Annotated in this window: 16 protein-coding genes; 6 read left to right on the top strand and 10 right to left on the bottom strand. The window is 67.1% G+C overall.

What is annotated here, in order from left to right; translation table 11 throughout:
• Nucleotides 1-3 precede the first annotated feature (3 nt).
• The 5 genes from ACQ5BL_RS21800 to ACQ5BL_RS21780 form a co-directional block, all read right to left on the bottom strand.
• Nucleotides 4-297, bottom strand: coding sequence for a hypothetical protein (locus tag ACQ5BL_RS21800; protein WP_430293242.1), 294 nt, complete (start codon nt 295-297; stop codon nt 4-6).
• Between the two features lie 40 nt (nt 298-337).
• The gene (locus tag ACQ5BL_RS21795) at nt 338-934 is read right to left on the bottom strand and encodes a C40 family peptidase (RefSeq protein WP_430293241.1); all 597 of its coding nucleotides are present in this window, start codon (nt 932-934) and stop codon (nt 338-340) included.
• Nucleotides 935-1,079: 145 nt separating this feature from the next.
• Nucleotides 1,080-1,664: a C40 family peptidase gene (locus tag ACQ5BL_RS21790; RefSeq protein WP_368735953.1), complete on the bottom strand. Its 585-nt coding sequence runs from the start codon at nt 1,662-1,664 to the stop codon at nt 1,080-1,082.
• A gap of 119 nt (nt 1,665-1,783) precedes the next feature.
• Entirely contained in the window at nt 1,784-2,107 is a 324-nt protein-coding gene (locus ACQ5BL_RS21785; protein ID WP_430293240.1) for an antibiotic biosynthesis monooxygenase family protein, read from the bottom strand.
• A complete protein-coding gene (locus ACQ5BL_RS21780) occupies nt 2,104-2,838 on the bottom strand; it encodes a CTP synthase C-terminal region-related (seleno)protein (protein WP_430293239.1) in 735 nt (244 codons plus the stop codon). The genes ACQ5BL_RS21785 and ACQ5BL_RS21780 overlap by 4 nt, the downstream gene beginning before the upstream one ends.
• Before the next feature lie 85 nt (nt 2,839-2,923).
• Between ACQ5BL_RS21780 and ACQ5BL_RS21775 the strand changes: the two genes are divergently transcribed.
• Complete coding sequence (locus ACQ5BL_RS21775) at nt 2,924-3,841, top strand: LysR family transcriptional regulator (RefSeq protein WP_368735954.1); 918 nt, start codon at nt 2,924-2,926, stop codon at nt 3,839-3,841.
• 57 nt (nt 3,842-3,898) lie between these two features.
• On the opposite strand, the gene ACQ5BL_RS21770 is transcribed toward ACQ5BL_RS21775, so the two are convergent.
• Nucleotides 3,899-4,288 (bottom strand): hypothetical protein, encoded by a 390-nt coding sequence (locus ACQ5BL_RS21770; protein ID WP_430293238.1) that lies wholly within the window; start codon nt 4,286-4,288, stop codon nt 3,899-3,901.
• A gap of 215 nt (nt 4,289-4,503) precedes the next feature.
• Between ACQ5BL_RS21770 and ACQ5BL_RS21765 the strand changes: the two genes are divergently transcribed.
• Complete coding sequence (locus ACQ5BL_RS21765; RefSeq protein ID WP_430293237.1) at nt 4,504-4,830, top strand: I78 family peptidase inhibitor; 327 nt, start codon at nt 4,504-4,506, stop codon at nt 4,828-4,830.
• Nucleotides 4,831-5,403: 573 nt separating this feature from the next.
• Here ACQ5BL_RS21765 and ACQ5BL_RS21760 read toward each other — a convergent pair.
• Complete coding sequence (locus tag ACQ5BL_RS21760) at nt 5,404-6,327, bottom strand: LysR family transcriptional regulator (protein WP_243809349.1); 924 nt, start codon at nt 6,325-6,327, stop codon at nt 5,404-5,406.
• 122 nt (nt 6,328-6,449) lie between these two features.
• On the opposite strand from ACQ5BL_RS21760, the gene ACQ5BL_RS21755 reads away from it, so the two are divergent.
• A complete protein-coding gene (locus ACQ5BL_RS21755; protein ID WP_243809350.1) occupies nt 6,450-7,199 on the top strand; it encodes a 3-oxoacyl-ACP reductase family protein in 750 nt (249 codons plus the stop codon).
• 74 nt (nt 7,200-7,273) lie between these two features.
• Here ACQ5BL_RS21755 and ACQ5BL_RS21750 read toward each other — a convergent pair whose 3' ends face one another.
• Together ACQ5BL_RS21750 and ACQ5BL_RS21745 are read right to left on the bottom strand one after the other, a co-directional pair.
• Entirely contained in the window at nt 7,274-8,362 is a 1,089-nt protein-coding gene (locus tag ACQ5BL_RS21750; protein ID WP_243809351.1) for an FUSC family protein, read from the bottom strand.
• 85 nt (nt 8,363-8,447) lie between these two features.
• Nucleotides 8,448-9,884, bottom strand: coding sequence for an ArnT family glycosyltransferase (locus ACQ5BL_RS21745; protein WP_243809352.1), 1,437 nt, complete (start codon nt 9,882-9,884; stop codon nt 8,448-8,450).
• 119 nt (nt 9,885-10,003) lie between these two features.
• On the opposite strand from ACQ5BL_RS21745, the gene ACQ5BL_RS21740 reads away from it, so the two are divergent.
• Both ACQ5BL_RS21740 and ACQ5BL_RS21735 read left to right on the top strand, forming a co-directional pair.
• Nucleotides 10,004-11,065 (top strand): metallophosphoesterase, encoded by a 1,062-nt coding sequence (locus ACQ5BL_RS21740; protein WP_243809353.1) that lies wholly within the window; start codon nt 10,004-10,006, stop codon nt 11,063-11,065.
• Between the two features lie 86 nt (nt 11,066-11,151).
• Nucleotides 11,152-13,215, top strand: a complete 2,064-nt coding sequence (locus ACQ5BL_RS21735; protein ID WP_430293236.1) for a putative bifunctional diguanylate cyclase/phosphodiesterase — start codon at nt 11,152-11,154, stop codon at nt 13,213-13,215.
• Here the strand turns inward: ACQ5BL_RS21735 and ACQ5BL_RS21730 are convergent.
• The gene (locus ACQ5BL_RS21730; protein ID WP_243809356.1) at nt 13,199-14,065 is read right to left on the bottom strand and encodes a LysR family transcriptional regulator; all 867 of its coding nucleotides are present in this window, start codon (nt 14,063-14,065) and stop codon (nt 13,199-13,201) included. The two genes, ACQ5BL_RS21735 and ACQ5BL_RS21730, sit on opposite strands and share 17 nt — an antisense overlap.
• Nucleotides 14,066-14,256: 191 nt before the next feature.
• Here ACQ5BL_RS21730 and ACQ5BL_RS21725 point away from each other — a divergent pair, with 191 nt between their 5' ends.
• Complete coding sequence (locus ACQ5BL_RS21725) at nt 14,257-14,892, top strand: ankyrin repeat domain-containing protein (RefSeq protein WP_243809359.1); 636 nt, start codon at nt 14,257-14,259, stop codon at nt 14,890-14,892.
• Nucleotides 14,893-14,897: the final 5 nt, after the last annotated feature.

Below are 14,897 nucleotides of genomic sequence, written 5' to 3'. Positions count from 1 at the left end.
GAGTCAGTCCTCGATCAGCGCGCTCAGCGGGATACGGAAGCGGCTCTCGCCGTCGATGGACTTGATGCCGCGCGGCTTGGCGGTGCTGACCAGGGCGGTGCCGTTAAGGCGTTCGAGCACCTCGCAGTCGATGCGGCCGACGGCGGGCAGCTGATCATCGGCGTCATCCGCCTGGACCAGCGAACGGCGCTTGAGGAAGCGCCAGTCACGACCTCCGGCATCGATCAGCCGGCACTCTGCCCAGCCGGCGAAACACTCGTCGGTAAAGCGCACTATTTCGACCATCAGGCTGGGCATCGTCGGGTTCTCAATCGGTTCTTGCAGTGGCGGCGGAGGGTCAGCCGTTGAAGCGGCGAGCGGTGGTGAAACTGCGTTCCCAGTAACTGTTGGCCAGCGAATCCTGGCGGATACGGCCGCCGGAACTGGGCGCATGAATGAACTGGTCGTTGCCGATGTAGAGGCCGACATGGCTGACGTTGCCGCGCCCATTGCGGTTGAAGAACACCGCATCGCCCGGCTTGAGTTGATCCCGGCCGACGCGCTGGCCACCCTTCTGGATCATTTCCCCGGTGGTACGCGGCACCTTCATGCCCGCTTCGGTACGGAACAGGTAGACCAGCAGGCCACTGCAGTCGAACCCGCTGCTCACCGAGGTGCCGCCGCGGCGGTAGGGAATGCCGAGCAGCTGGCGGGCGCGGGCGACCACGCGGGAATTGGTGGCACGACGGCTGTCGTGTACCCCGGCCTGCAGCGGGCGGGTGGCCGGCTGGTGCAGGCGCACGACATTGCGATTGAGCGTCTTGGCCTGTGCCGTACGCGAGAGGCCGGCAACAGCCTTGTGGCCATGGGCAGCTTTTACGGGCTCCCTGGCCTCGCAAAACGGAGCGGCCAGGGCAATTAGCAGGGTTATGTTGAGGAAAAGAAGCGGACGCATGGTTCGTACATCGTGTGGCCTGGGTGAAACGGAGCGCTATCTTAGGAACCTCGCGGCGTGCAGGAATGTGGTGATAGACCTATTCCGTGTAGGTCTTTTCTGATTCGAAATCCGCTAGTGACTCGGGTTTCATCTTTTCGATGGATCACCCACTGAACCGCCGCGCGGTGGTGTAGCTGCGCTGCCAGTAGCTGTTGTCGAGCGAGTCGATGCGGATGGTCTTGCCGGTGCTCGGCGCGTGGATGAAGCGCTGCTCGCCGATGTACAGGCCGACGTGGCGGGTCTGGCCGCTGCCGTTGTGGTTGAAGAACACGGCGTCGCCGGGACGCAGCTCGTCGCGGTCCACTTCGTTGCCGCGCTGGGCAATCATCGAGGCCGTGGTGCGGGGCAGCTTGCGGTTGGCGATGCTGTCGTACAGGTAGACCAGCAGGCCGCTGCAATCGAAACCTTCTTCCAGGCTTTCACCGCCCCAACGGTAGGGCTCGCCGATCAGCTCGTGGGCACGGGCGACGATGCGGGTCGTGTCGACAGAGCGTCGCCCGCGGGTCGGCGCAATGGTCGTTGCCGGGCGCGGTGGGCTCTGGCGCATGGCCGGGCGGACGAGTTGCTGCTCCAGCGCGTCGAGCTCGTAGCGTCGCCAGGAGGGCGCATCGAAGTCATCGGCCAGCGCAAGGCCGGGAGAGCAGGTGGCGCACAGCAGGAGCGCGGGAAGCCAGCAGGGGAGACGCACGTCGATTCACCTCGCGGCGAGTGATCAGGACGGCGTCATCCTAGGAATGGGTGGGGAAATCGAATGTAGGATTTCTCCACTGCCAGTGAAGGCGATTTCCATGAGGGACCAGCGGTCGTTCAGCGTTCGAATCCGTAGGCGCGCTCGACCCGACAGACCCTCACCTGGAAGGTGTCGTACCAGTCCTGCCGCCCGCGCTTCCGGGCATTGCGGTGTTCGCACTCTTCCCGCCAATGGCCGATGGCGGCTTCGTCGCGCCAGTAGGACACGGTGATGCCGAGCCCGTCGGGTCCCCGAGCGGACTCGACGCCGAGGAAACCCTCCTGCCCGGCGGCCAGCTCCAGCATGCGCGCGGCGGTGTCGGCATAGCCTTCGTCCTGCTCGCTGCGCAGGGAAGTGAAGACCACGGCGTAGTAAGGCGGTTGGGGTGTGCTGGCGATCATGCGGGGCTCCCGACTCGGCTGGCTGCGTATTTGAAGGCGGCGGTGAGAAAGGCCTGGGCCAGCGGCACGCCGACGCCGGCGAGCGCCTTGCGTTCGGGCTGGAACAGAGTGGCGAGGAAGAACGGGTGGTCCGTGGCCTCCAGCGCACGGATGCTGCCGTCCTCGCCATGGGCACAGGCGCGCAGGGTGTCGCCGAACAGCTCGTCCTGGAACTCGGGGTTCACCCCGTAGCTGCAGCGATAGCCTTCGCGGATGCTGGGCAGGCCGTAGATCGCGGCCAGGCGCGAGCCGGGACTCAGCGCGATGGTTTCGCTGACTTCCACCAGCGAGCAGGGCAGGGCATGGATCACCGGGCGCCCGGCGTCCGGGTCGGTCTCTCCATGGGCGGCGTCCTGCCAGCCGAGCACCTGGCGGGCGCGTTCCAGCAGGGCGTGCTGGAAGCCGCCGCAGGTGCCGAGGAACGGCACGTCGTGGGTACGGGCATGGGTGATCGCCCGCAGTGCTCCTTCGGTGTCGTGATAGGGGCTGCCGGGGATGCACCAGAAGCCGGAATAGGTATGCAGCGGCAGGCCGGCCGCCAGGCGGGGCGTATCCAGCCAGTCCACGCGCAGGGTGCCGCTGTGGGGCAGCAGGGACTGTTGCAGCGCCAGGGGAATCGCCCAGTGCGCGATGACGCGACTGTCACGGTCGCCGATCAAACCAATGCGCAGAACCTTGCGTTGCCGTCCCATGTGTCGCTCCCCTTTGCGCCGAGGCCCATTGGCGGGCCGATGGGAGCAATTTATAGTTGCGCTGGTGCAACCAAAATTGGCGGTTGTGCAATGCCGGAGTGCGTCTATGCAATATCGTCTCGAGTACGCCGATCTCGCCCTGGTGCTGGCGCTGGTGCGTGGCGGCAGCCTGGCCCGCGCGGCGGAGTTGCTGGACGTGGATGTCTCCACGGTGTTCCGCGCCGTGCGCCGATTGGAGAAGGCGTTGGGCACTGCGTTGTTCGAGAAGGGCCGTCACGGCTACCTGCCCACCGCCACCGCCCAGCAGATCGCCAGTCAGGCGGAACTGGCCGAGCAGGCGCTGGAGACCGCGCGGCTGAGCCTGGAACAGGGGCACGACGTGCTCAGCGGCACCGTGCGCCTGACCTGCTCCGACACTGTGCTGCAAGGCCTGCTGCTGCCGGCACTGGCGCGTTTCATGAAGCGTTACCCGGCGCTCAACCTGGAACTGACCACCTCCAACGCCTTCGCCAACCTCAGCCGCCGCGATGCTGATATCGCCCTGCGCCTGACCACGTCGCCCCCGGAGCACCTGGTCGGGCGCAACCTCGGCGATGTGCATTACGTCCTCTGCGCCCACCGCGACTACCTCGCCGAGCAGGGCAAGCGGCCCTGGCAGGAGATGAGCTGGATCGCCCCGGACGACTTCCTGCCCGATCACTCCAGTGTCGCCTGGCGCCGCCAGGCATTCCCGGCGGTGGTCCCGGCCTACCGCTGCAACAGCATGCTCTCGGTGCTCGATCTGTGCCGCGCGGGCCTCGGGTTGGCGGCGCTTCCCGCCTTCCTGCTGCGTCCTGACGACGGCCTGCGAGTGCTGGAGGGGGAGCTGCCGGGATGCAGCACACACCTGTGGCTGCTGACGCGCCCCGACTGCCGTGCCCTGCGTGCGGTGGTGACGTTGTTCGAGGAACTGGCCGGCAACCTGTTCATGGACAAGCGCGCGGGGACCGGGCGCCACGGCTAGCGCCCTCTACGGGGTCATGGAATCGAAAGGCCCCGCGCGAAACGGGGCCTGCGTGGTTTACCAGTGGCGGTAGTAGTGTCCCGGCGGGCCGTAATAACCCGGGCCGTAGTAGCGGGGCGCGTAGTAGCGCGGACCGTAGTAGCGCGGCCCCGGCACCACCACGACCGATCGGTAGTAGGGCCGATAGACCGGTTGGTAGACCGGAACCGGCTGGTAGTACACCGGCGGCGGTGGCGGGTAGTAGGCCACCGGGGGCGGCGGGTAATAGGCAGGCGGAGGCGGCGCATAGTAAGGCGCCGGCGTTGACCCGGCGACGATCGCCCCGCCGACCACGGCGCCGACTACCGCGCCGATGGCGGCGGCATCGCTGTTGCTGTTGGCCGCTGCCTGTCCGGCAAGGGCCAGGCAACCGCAGAGTACGGCGAACTGGGGAAGACGACGAAGCATGATGGACCTCCTGGGGCCCCGGCATGGTGCCCGTTATCCATGAGACATCCGCCCGCAACGATTGGTAAGGCCGCCCAGTGTAAAAGTTGTGTAAAAGGCAGCGTGCCGGCTCTGCGCCGGGCGTTCCGTGCATCAGGTTGCAATACTTCGATGCCCCGTCCGGGACGTCATGCTGGTAAGGTGCCGCTTTTCACCAACCCTCAGGGAGACTTTCCATGCCCTTGAACCGAGTGACCCTGCTGTCGCTTTTCGCCGTGGCCGCGCTGACCGGTTGCAGCGCCAAGGACACCTCGTCCGACACCGCCTCGCAAGCTTCGCAAACGCCGTCGGAGCAGTCCGCCAGCTGTGACGCCAAGGCCGCGCAAGCGCTGATCGGCAAGATCATCGACCCGACCCTGACCGAGCAGGCCCGCCGCGATGCTGGCGCCAGCGTGGCGCGTGTGCTGCGTCCGCATCAGCCGGTCACCATGGAGTACAACTCCCAGCGGTTGAACATCGACGTCGATGATCATCAGGTGGTGCAGCAGGTCAACTGCGGCTGATTACCCGCGCAAGATGAAAGCCCCGCCAGTGCGGGGCTTTTCATTTCGCGGACGGAGTCCGCTCCTACACGGGTGCCAAGCCACGTGCCTCCCTGTAGGAGCAGGTTCATCCGTGATGGATTTCGCGGACAAGGGCTAGGCGCCCCCGTCTCTCCTACGGGGGAATGCCGTGCCGTGCGGTTCGCGAGCAAGCTCGCTCCTACGAAGAGCCCATATCTCCGGTTTTGGGTTTTGCTCTGAAGACTTCCAGTGAAACATCCGCGCACTCCGAGTGCCCCTTCAGGAGGCCGAGTGGAGTCGGAGTTTCAGGGGTTGAGCGGCATGGATGCCGCGAGAGCCGCGATGGGCCAGGGATGGCCCTTCGCGGCGTGCCCCTGAAACTTCGATGGAGCGAGGGAACCCCGGCGAAGCCGGGGCCGGATGATGGGGCAAGACCTTTTGGTTCCTTTTGTGTCGTTTGACAAAAGGGACTCGCCCGAGGGGGCGAAACAATAAGTCCCCGCGCACGCCGAAGCGGCGCAGAAACACCCAAAGCCAAAGCGGCGGATAACGCCAACGGGTAACTCGGCCGCGTTAGATCGCCGAAAACCGCTGCCCCAGCCCGCTCTCGCGGAAGTGCTCCACCACGTACTCGACGAACACCCGGGTCTTGGCCGGCAACAGCTTCTGCGCGGCGTAGTAGATGGCGGTGTTGCCGGCATCCACGTACCACTCCGGCAGCACCCGTACCAGCCTGCCGTCATCCAGGTAGGGCAACGCGTGCTGCATGCTGACCAGGGTGATGCCCAGCCCCTTCAGGGCGGCGAAGCAGGCCGCTTCCGGGTCGCTCAGGGTCATGCGCTCCTTCAGGGCGATGGGCGCCTGCGCGTGCTGGCGGTTGACCAGCGGCCAGGGGCGCACCCGACCGGTCTGCGGCGAGCGGATGCGGATGCCATCGTGGCTGGGCAGGTCGCTCGGGTAGCGGATCGGCGGATGGGCGTCGAGATAGGCCGGCGAGGCCAGCAGCACCAGGTGCGCCGGCGACAGCTTGCGCGCCACGACGCCCGGTGGCAGTTCGAAGCCGCCGCCGATGGCTGCGTCGAAGCCCTCGGCGATCAGGTCTACCTGGCGGTTGTCGAAGTGCCAGTCCGGGCGGATCGCCGGGTAGCGGTCGAGGAAGTCCGGCAGCAGCGGCAGGATGTAGTCGCGGCCGAACACCAGGCCCATGCTCACTTTCAGTACGCCGCTGGGCTGGCCGTCGGCGCTGGCCAGGTTGGCGATCGCGCTCTGCAGGCTGGCCAGGCCGCCGCTGGCTTCATCGAGAAATCGTTCGCCCGCTTCGGTCAGGGCCAGGCTGCGGGTACTACGCTGGAACAGCCGCACTCCCAGGTTGTTCTCCAGCCGGGCGACGTTCTTGCTCACCGCCGCCGGTGTCAGCCCCAGGCGCCGCGCGGCGGCGGCGAAACTGCCGGCTTCGGCGCTGCGTACGAAGCATTCGATACTGATCAGGCTTTCCATGGGCGGTATTCCGGACGTTTGGTATCGACTGAATATAGCGATTACCGGCTACCGGGTCAGGAGTATGAGCGAGAAACTGGCCCCGTCGAATTGACTCCCCCACTGATTCCCGGAGACACGCAATGACCACTACTCAATCCCTCACCGGCAAAGTCGCTTTCGTTCAAGGCGGCTCCCGCGGCATCGGCGCCGCCATCGTGCAGCGCCTGGCCAATGAAGGCGCCGCCGTGGCCTTCACCTACGTCAGCTCGGCGCAGAAGGCCGAAGACCTCGCCGCCAGCATCGAAGCCAGCGGCGGTCGTGCCCTGGCGATCAAGGCCGACAGCGCCGACGCCGCCTCCGTGCAGGCCGCCATCGACAGCGCCGCCCAGCGATTCGGCCGTATCGACATCCTGGTGAACAATGCCGGCGTGCTGGCCATCGCCCCGGTGGAAGAATTCAGCCTGGACGACTTCGACCGCACCCTGGCGGTGAACGTGCGCAGCGTCTTCGTCGCCACCCAGGCCGCCGCACGGCACATGGGCGAGGGCGGCCGGATCATTACCATCGGCAGCACCAACGCCGATCGCATGCCCTTCGGTGGTGGCTCCGTGTACGCCATGAGCAAGTCGGCCATTGTCGGCCTGACCAAGGGCCTGGCCCGTGACCTCGGCCCGCGCGGCATCACCGTCAACAACGTGCAGCCCGGCCCGGTGGACACCGACATGAACCCGGCCGACAGCGACTTTGCGGCATCCCTGATGGATTTGATGGCAGTGGGCCGTTATGGCCGCGCGGAAGAAATCGCCGCCTTCGTGGCCTACCTGGCCGGCCCGGAAGCCGGCTATATCACGGGTGCCAGCCTGACCATCGACGGCGGTTTCGGGGCTTGATTGGCGGCGCGTCGCAAGCCTTGCGTTGAACACCGGCCCGGAGCGCAAGCTGCCGGGCCGGTTTCATTCTCCACTCAGCTGCGGTCGCGGCTCTGGATGTTCCAGTGCGGTGCCGTGGCGGCGAGCTTCTCCGAGAGCATCTCCACCTGTTCGTACAGGCGCAGCGTCAGCCAGTAGAAGCCTTGCTTCTCGAAGGAATCGGTGAGGTTGAGCGGGCGCGCGGAGAGGTTCTCCAAACCCTGGCAGGCCTGCACCAGCTTGCTGGTGCGGCTGAATTTCAGGGCATGGGCCGATTGCAGCAGCAGGCGGCCGATCAGTTGCCGGTGGTGATCCAGGCTGGCTGGCACCGGTTCGATCTCGCCGGCCTGGGCGGCGAACTGGCGCGAGGCGATCAGCGATTCGAGGGTGCCCATCACCGCGCGGTGGATGCGCTGGATGATCTCCAGGTCGCGCAACGGCATCCCGGTTTCCCGTGCCACCGGCCCCAGGTGGGCGCGCGAGGCCACCAGGCGGTGGTCCAGTTCTTCCAGCTGGCGGGCGAAATGTTCCGGGCTGAAGTCGTGGTTGGACGAGAGTTGCCCGTACATCCGCGCGCAGGCCCGCAGGTTGTCCGAGAGCAGGTAGCGCCAGACGTAGACTGCCCGCAGCGGGTAGATCTGCGAAAAGAGCAGGGCGACGGCGACCCCGATCAGCACGTTGGCCGAGCGCCACAGCCCCTCGGTGAACCCGGTTTCGCCGGGGCCGGCGACGATGCACAGGGTGATCCCCGCCAGCAGCGCGACATAGCCCGGGCGGCGGATGGCGAAGAACGCCGAGGCGGCGCCCAGCACCGACATCAGCAGGTAGGCCAGGAGTTGGGAGCGGGTCTGGTCGTAGACGGCGATCACGCACAGGCCCAGCGCTGCGCCGACCAGGGTGCCGACGACCCGTTCATAGGACTTGCCGCGAATGGTGCCCTGGTGCACCAGCCCGCCCATCACTACCAGCACCGTTATCGAGGCCCAGAGGCCGTGGGGCAGTTTCAGCGCGCTGGTCAGCAGCATCGACGCCAGCAGCGCCAGGCCGACCCGGATGCAGTGGATCCAGGCGGCGTAGCGGTAGCGGGTGTAGGGGTTGGCCAGGCGGCGAAAGGGCAGGCTGAGGATCGACGGGGGCTTCGCCAAGGGAAGCGGCTCCTGTGCGGCAGTGGCGATGCAGCAAGGTTAGCCGCTTGCGGCGGCCTTGGTACGCGGGCAGGTCAATGCCGCCTCATTCGTGACCGACGAAGTAGTAGTCGCGCTGGCCGACGCGGTAATGCTGCAGCACGCTCAGCGGCGGCTGTGGCGTCTCCAGGCTTTCCAGCACGGCCACGTGGCCGCCGGGCTGGGTCAGTTGCGCCATCAGTTGCTCCTGCGTGTCCAGCGCCGGCAGGCGGCTGCGGCTGTAGAACACGGCGGCGCCGGCCAGGCGTTCGCTGGGTTGGAACAGCGTGACCTGCCGGCCCGCCGACTCCTGCTGGCGAATCTCCTGGGTCAGCGGCAGGAAGGATTCCTTCTGGTCCGCGCGCGGTTCGATCCACAGCGCGTAGCCCAGGTAGAAGCCGGGTACCAGCAGCATCAGGACGAGCAGCGTGCTGCGGCCCCGCTGCGCCCATTCCGCGTCACGGGCCTGCCAGCGCTGCAGCAGTTCGTGACCATACTCGGCGCCGATCACCGCCGCCGCCGGGGCGAGCGACATCAGGTAGACCATGCGCTTGCTGGAGGCGAAGGTCAGCAGGGTGAATTGCGCCGCCAGCCAGAGGCAGAAGAACAGCAGGTAGCGGTCGCTCGCCAGGCGTTTGCGGAAATGCCAGAGCCCGAGATAGAGCAGCAGGTTCCACGGCAGGAACGCCTGCGGCAGGCGCACCAGGTAGTAGTAGAAAGGTTCGAAGTGCCCGGCTTCGCTGAACGAGCCGCTGAAGCGTCCGACGCTGTTGGTCCAGAGGATTTCCTGCAGCGCCGCGACGCCGCCGTCGCGGTAGAGGAACATCAGCCAGACGAGCAGCGGGACCAGGCCCAGCACTGTCCAGAGCGCCGGACGGAGCCAGGCGCCGATCTCCAGGCGGCGTCGGGCGAAGGTGTCCCAGAGCAGGCAGGTGAAGATCACCACGCCGGGCAGAGCCAGGCCCAGCACGCCTTTGCTCAGGGTGGCGAGGGTGATGCCGAACGCGAAGGCCAGCCAGTGGCCCGGCTTGCCCGGCGACCTGAGCCAGGCCTGCAGGTAGGACAGCAGCGCCAGCGTCACGCCGAGGGCGAGCAGGGCGTCTTCGCCCACCTGGCGGGCGTTGCTCCAGAAGCTCGCCATGGTCAGCAGCATCAGCGCGGCGAACAGCGTCAGCAGCGGCGGCCGGCCGATGCGCCTGAGCGTGCCGTAGAGCAGCAGGACGCAGAACAGCCCGGCGAACGCCGAGGCCAGGCGCGCTGCCAGCGCAGTCGGCCCGAACAGGCGCATGGCGGTGACGTCCAGCCACAGGCTGAGCGGCGGCTTTTCCAGGAAGGGCAGGCCGTTCAGACGGGGCGTCACCCAGTCGTGGTCGAGGTACATCTCCATCGCGATGCCGGCCACCCGCGGCTCGGTGGAACCCTGCAACTGGTGATTGCCCAGGGCGGTAAAGAACAACAGGCCGCCCAGCAGGATGAGCAGGGCGAGGTGGCGGTGGGAAACCATAACGTGTCCGGTGTGATTCGGTATGGCTGCAGATATAGGTGAAGGAGCCTTAACACAGAATTAACCTACTGCATGCTCCACTGCGGCGACCTCCAACCGGTATGTCCCAGGGGACCGCCATGCCTGCCCGCCCGCTGAGTCCCACTGTTTCTCCCGCGCCACGTCGACATCTTCTGCGCAACCTGCTGCTCACCCTCGCCGCGTCGCTCGTGGTGGCGGGGTGCATGGTGGCCTACCTGATGATGGTTCCGCCGCCGCCCTATACCCCGCTGTCCGGCCAGCCGGCCTCGCAGGTCACCTTGCTGGCGCTGGGCGACCAGGGCAGCGGCGATCTCCAGCAATGGCGCGTGGCGCGCGGGATGGAGCGGGTCGCGGAAAGCGAGGGTGGGCTGAACATGGTCCTGCTGCTGGGCGACAACTTCTACGGCAAGCCGCTCAAGGGGACCGGCGATGCCGCCTGGCAACTGAAGTTCGAGCGCGTCTATCGCGGTGACTGGCTGAGCCACGTGCCGTTCTATGCGGTGCTGGGCAATCATGACTACCCCAGCTCCGCCGCCGTGGAACTGGACTACGGGCGCAAGGGGGCAGGCTCCGGTCGCTTCCAGATGCCCGATCCGTTCTATGTGCGGGACTTCGGCGAGACCGAAGGGCGCCCGCTGCTGCGCGTAGTGTTCCTCGATACGTCCCAGAACGCCGCCGGCCGCCAGCGCCAGGCCGACTTCCTGCAAGCGGCCTTTGCGAAGGACGGCCCTGCGCCCTTGTGGAAAATGGTCGTGGCGCACCATGCGATCCGTAGCGGCGGAGGCAAGCACGGTGAAGATCAGGAGCTGCTGGCGCAGTTGTTGCCGGCGATGCAGCGCAGCGGCGTGGACATCTATCTGTCCGGTCATGAGCACAACCAGCAGGTGGTGGTGCACCCTGGCGAGCCGGCCTGGCTGATTTCCGGCGGCGGCGGGCAGACCATCGACGGCTTCAAGCCCGCGCCGCCGACCGATGACGTGCCGTTCGCCGTCGCGCAGCCGGGATTCGCTCGCCTGGCGTTCACCCCGGAGCAGCTGCAACTGGCTTACTACGACGCCGATGGACGCCAGGAGCAGCGCTTCCTCTGGGCGCGGGCCTGTCCCTGGATGGCGCAGGGGTGCCTGCATCGCAACGGCCTGGCGCAGATGGCGACGAACTGACATCTCTGCCAGTGTTTTGCCACCAGGGATTTCGCTAAAATCCGGGCCTTTTGCGCGCTTCTCTTCCGCGCGCCTCGAGAGCACCCATGCTGACTGGTAGTTACGATCCCTCCCTGGTCCTGATATCGCTGTGTGTCGCAATCCTGGCGTCCTACACGGCCCTAGACCTCGCCGGCCGGATCGCCACTGCCAAGGATTGGTCGGCGACCCTGTGGGTCGCTGGCGGAGGCATGGCGATGGGCATTGGCATCTGGTCGATGCACTTCATCGGCATGCTCGCCTTCAGCCTGCCCATCGCCCTGGACTATGACCTGAAGCTCACGCTGCTGTCGCTGGCCATCGCGGTGATCAGTTCAGGATTTGCCCTGGCGCTGGTCAGCCAGGAGCGCCTGCCCGCGTGGCAGTTGGTGATCGGTGCGCTGGCGATGGGCAGCGGAATCAGTTGCATGCACTACGTGGGGATGTCCGCGATGCTGATGCAGCCGGGCATCGACTACGACCCGCTACTGTTCGGCTTGTCCCTGCTGATCGCCGTACTGGCCTCGGGGGCTGCGCTGTACATCGCCTTCCGCCTGCGCCGCAACACGCCCTATGTGCGCCTGGCGCGGGCCGGCGCGGCGCTGGTGATGGGCGTGGCGATCGTCGGCATGCACTACACCGGCATGGCCGCGGCGCGCTTCCCCGAGGGCAGCTTCTGCGGCGCCGCGCCCAGCGGACTGGGCAATGAATGGATGGCGGTGCTGATCATCGTCGTCACCCTGGCCATCATCGGCATCGCCCTGCTGACCTCGGTGCTCGACGCGCGCCTGGAGTCGCGTACCGCGCTGCTGAGCTCATCGCTGGCACGGGCCAACCAGGAGCTCACCCAGTTGGCCCTGCACGACAACCTGACGCGCCTGCCCAACCGTGTGTTGCTGGAGGACCGCATCGAGCAGATGATCAGCAAGGTGCAGCGCAACGGCGGGCATTTCGCGCTGATGTTCCTCGATCTGGACGGCTTCAAGCCGGTCAACGATGCCTTCGGCCATCATGTCGGCGACCTGCTGCTCAAGGACGTCGCCAGCCGCCTGCGCGACAGCCTGCGCAGCGAAGATACGGTGGCACGCATCGGCGGCGACGAGTTTGTCCTGCTGGTCGCGCTCAACGACCCGGACGATGCCATGACCGTCGCCAGCCAGCAGGTCAGCCTGCTGGCGCAGCCGTTCCTGGTGTCCGGGCAGGAGCTGCGCATTGCCGCCAGCCTCGGCATCGCGCTGTATCCCGGCGATGGTGCCAGCCAGCAGGAACTGCTGCGCAATGCCGACGCCGCGATGTACCACGCCAAGGACAACGGCAAGAACGGCTACAGCTTCTTCGAGCAGTCGATGAACACCAACGCCCGCAACCACCTGCAACTGCTCCACGACCTGCGGGCGGCCCTGGCGCGGCGTGAGTTCGTCCTGCATTACCAGCCCAAGTTCGCCGCCAGCGGCGAGCCGGTCGGCGCCGAGGCGCTGTTGCGCTGGAAGCACCCGCAGCGCGGCCTGCTGATGCCCGATACCTTCATCACCCTGGCCGAGCGCACCGGGCTGATCATCGCCATCGGCGAGTGGGTGCTGGGCGAGGCCTGCCGGCAGATGAGCCTGTGGTATGCGCAGGGCTACCGCGACTGGCGCGTGGCGGTGAACCTCTCGGCGCTGCAGTTCTGCCATGCCGGCCTGGTGGACTCGGTGGCCGGCGCCCTGAACCGCTACCAGTTGCCGGCCAACTGCCTGACCCTGGAAATCACCGAGACCACGGCCATGCGCGACGCCGATGCGAGCCTGGCGATCCTCGGACGCCTGGCGGAGATGGGCGTGGACCTGTCCATCGACGACTTCGGTACCGGCTATTCCAGCCTGCTGTACTTGAAGCGCCTGCCGGCCAACGAGCTGAAGATCGACGGCGGCTTCGTCCGTGACCTGGAGCAGGACAGCGACGATGCGGCGATCGTCTCGGCCATCGTCGCCCTGGGCCAGGCGCTGGAGCTGCGGATCGTCGCCGAAGGGGTGGAAACGCCGCGCCAGCAGGACTTCCTCACCCGCCTGGGGTGCGATTCGCTGCAGGGTTTCCTGTTCGGCAAGCCGGTGCCCGCCGAACAGTTCATCGATCACCTCAGCGCGACGGCGTGACCTCGGCGAGCTGCGCGCACACGCTGCGCAGCTGTTCGTACAGGGTGCGTCCGGCGCTGCCCAGCTCGGGCCGGGCGTAGAGCGCCAGCTCCAGCCCGTCGATCGGGGCGAAGCCCTGGGCGGCGTCCAGCAGCCGATGCCCGGCGTGACGGCCGCGCAACGGCAGCAGGCTGACCCCCATTCCCGCCGCCACCGCCGCCGACAGGCTGGCCAGGCTGCCGCTGCTGTAACTGATGCGCCAGCGCCGCCCGCTGGCTTCCAGCGAGTGGATCATCTCCTGGCGGTACAGCGCGCCGAGCGGGAACACCACCAGCGGCAGCGGATCGCGGGCGGCGGCCGGGTTGTCGGCGCTGTCCAGCCAGGCCAGCGGCTCCGGCCAGTGCGCCAGGCAGTCGCTGTCGGCGCCCCATTGCTTGACCAGCGCCAGATCCAGCTCGCCGCTGCGGTACTGGCGCAGCAGTTCCTGGCTGAGGCCACTGGAGACTTCCAGGCGCAGGCGCGGACGCTCCACGCTGAAGGCCGCCAGCAGCGGCATCATGCGTTCGCCGGCAAAGTCCTCGGGCATCCCCAGGCGCAGCACGCCTTCGCTGTGCTCGCTGCTCAGCGCCTCGCGGGCCTCACCGCCGAGCTGGAGGATGCGCCGGGCGTAGCCGAGCAGGCGTTCACCCTGTTCGGTGGGCAGCACCTGGCGCTGGCTGCGATCCAGCAGGCGACAGTCCAGGCTCTGCTCCAGCCGCAGGATCTGCTGGCTGACGGTGGATTGGGTCAGGTGCAGCAGCTCGGCGGCGCGGGTGAAGTTGCCGGCATCCACCACCATCACGAAGCTGCGCAGGAGGTTGGGGTCTAGCATTTTGTTTTCCACTGAAAGGCATGTTTCTATTTAATTTCAACATAGAATGTCCCTTCGTCATACTAGCGGCATTCTTTTGGAGGCTGTTTCCGCTTCGCCGCGCCTGCCACGGGCCGCATTTCGTCTGGCGACGCGAGCGGGTGTCGTCATCCCGACAGCCTCTGGGCACGACAGCCGACAGAGGAGCGCCAATGGACACGCCGACCATCCAGACCGAAGACGTGCACAGCCGCGCGGCCGCAGAGGCCCTGCTGGGCGCCGCCAGCGCCGGGCGTGAAGCCGACGTGGCTGAGCTGCTCAAGCGCGGAGTGCCGGTGGACGCTACCGACAGCCAGGGCAACACCGCGCTGCTGCTGGCCACCGCCCACGACCACATCGGCGTGGCACGCCTGCTGATCGCCGCCGGTGCCGACGTCAACCGGCAGAACCGTATCCACGACAGTGCCTACCTGCTGGCCGGGGCCTCCGGGCGCCTGGAAATCCTCAAGCTGACCCTGGCCAACGGCGCCAACCTGCGCAGCACCAACCGCTACGGCGGCACCGCGCTGATCCCGGCCTGCGAGCGCGGCCATGTGGAAGTGGTGGAGACGCTGCTCAAGGCGGGCGTCGATCCGGACCACGTGAACAAGCTCGGCTGGACCGGGCTGCTCGAAGCCATCCTGCTCAGCGATGGCGGCCCGCGTCACCAGGCCATCGTGCAACGACTGATAAGCGCCGGGGCGAACCTGAACCTGGCCGACAACGACGGCATCACGCCGCTGCAACACGCCCGCCAGCGCAACCAGACCACCATCGCCAGGATGCTGGAAGCCGCCGGCGCGCATTGAGCCCA

The organism is Pseudomonas sp. B1-22 (assembly GCF_050474425.1).
In the GTDB taxonomy this organism is placed as follows: domain Bacteria; phylum Pseudomonadota; class Gammaproteobacteria; order Pseudomonadales; family Pseudomonadaceae; genus Pseudomonas.
This window is presented reverse-complemented; position numbering and strand designations above follow the sequence as displayed.

Coding starts and splice junctions, on each gene's coding strand:
- ACQ5BL_RS21800 (WP_430293242.1), bottom strand. CDS start 297: ATGCCCAGCCTGATGGTCGAAATAGTGCGCTTTACCGACGAGTGTTTC.
- ACQ5BL_RS21795 (WP_430293241.1), bottom strand. CDS start 934: ATGCGTCCGCTTCTTTTCCTCAACATAACCCTGCTAATTGCCCTGGCC.
- ACQ5BL_RS21785 (WP_430293240.1), bottom strand. CDS start 2,107: ATGATCGCCAGCACACCCCAACCGCCTTACTACGCCGTGGTCTTCACT.
- ACQ5BL_RS21780 (WP_430293239.1), bottom strand. CDS start 2,838: ATGGGACGGCAACGCAAGGTTCTGCGCATTGGTTTGATCGGCGACCGT.
- ACQ5BL_RS21770 (WP_430293238.1), bottom strand. CDS start 4,288: ATGCTTCGTCGTCTTCCCCAGTTCGCCGTACTCTGCGGTTGCCTGGCC.
- ACQ5BL_RS21765 (WP_430293237.1), top strand. CDS start 4,504: ATGCCCTTGAACCGAGTGACCCTGCTGTCGCTTTTCGCCGTGGCCGCG.
- ACQ5BL_RS21760 (WP_243809349.1), bottom strand. CDS start 6,327: ATGGAAAGCCTGATCAGTATCGAATGCTTCGTACGCAGCGCCGAAGCC.
- ACQ5BL_RS21755 (WP_243809350.1), top strand. CDS start 6,450: ATGACCACTACTCAATCCCTCACCGGCAAAGTCGCTTTCGTTCAAGGC.
- ACQ5BL_RS21745 (WP_243809352.1), bottom strand. CDS start 9,884: ATGGTTTCCCACCGCCACCTCGCCCTGCTCATCCTGCTGGGCGGCCTG.
- ACQ5BL_RS21740 (WP_243809353.1), top strand. CDS start 10,004: ATGCCTGCCCGCCCGCTGAGTCCCACTGTTTCTCCCGCGCCACGTCGA.
- ACQ5BL_RS21735 (WP_430293236.1), top strand. CDS start 11,152: ATGCTGACTGGTAGTTACGATCCCTCCCTGGTCCTGATATCGCTGTGT.
- ACQ5BL_RS21730 (WP_243809356.1), bottom strand. CDS start 14,065: ATGCTAGACCCCAACCTCCTGCGCAGCTTCGTGATGGTGGTGGATGCC.
- ACQ5BL_RS21725 (WP_243809359.1), top strand. CDS start 14,257: ATGGACACGCCGACCATCCAGACCGAAGACGTGCACAGCCGCGCGGCC.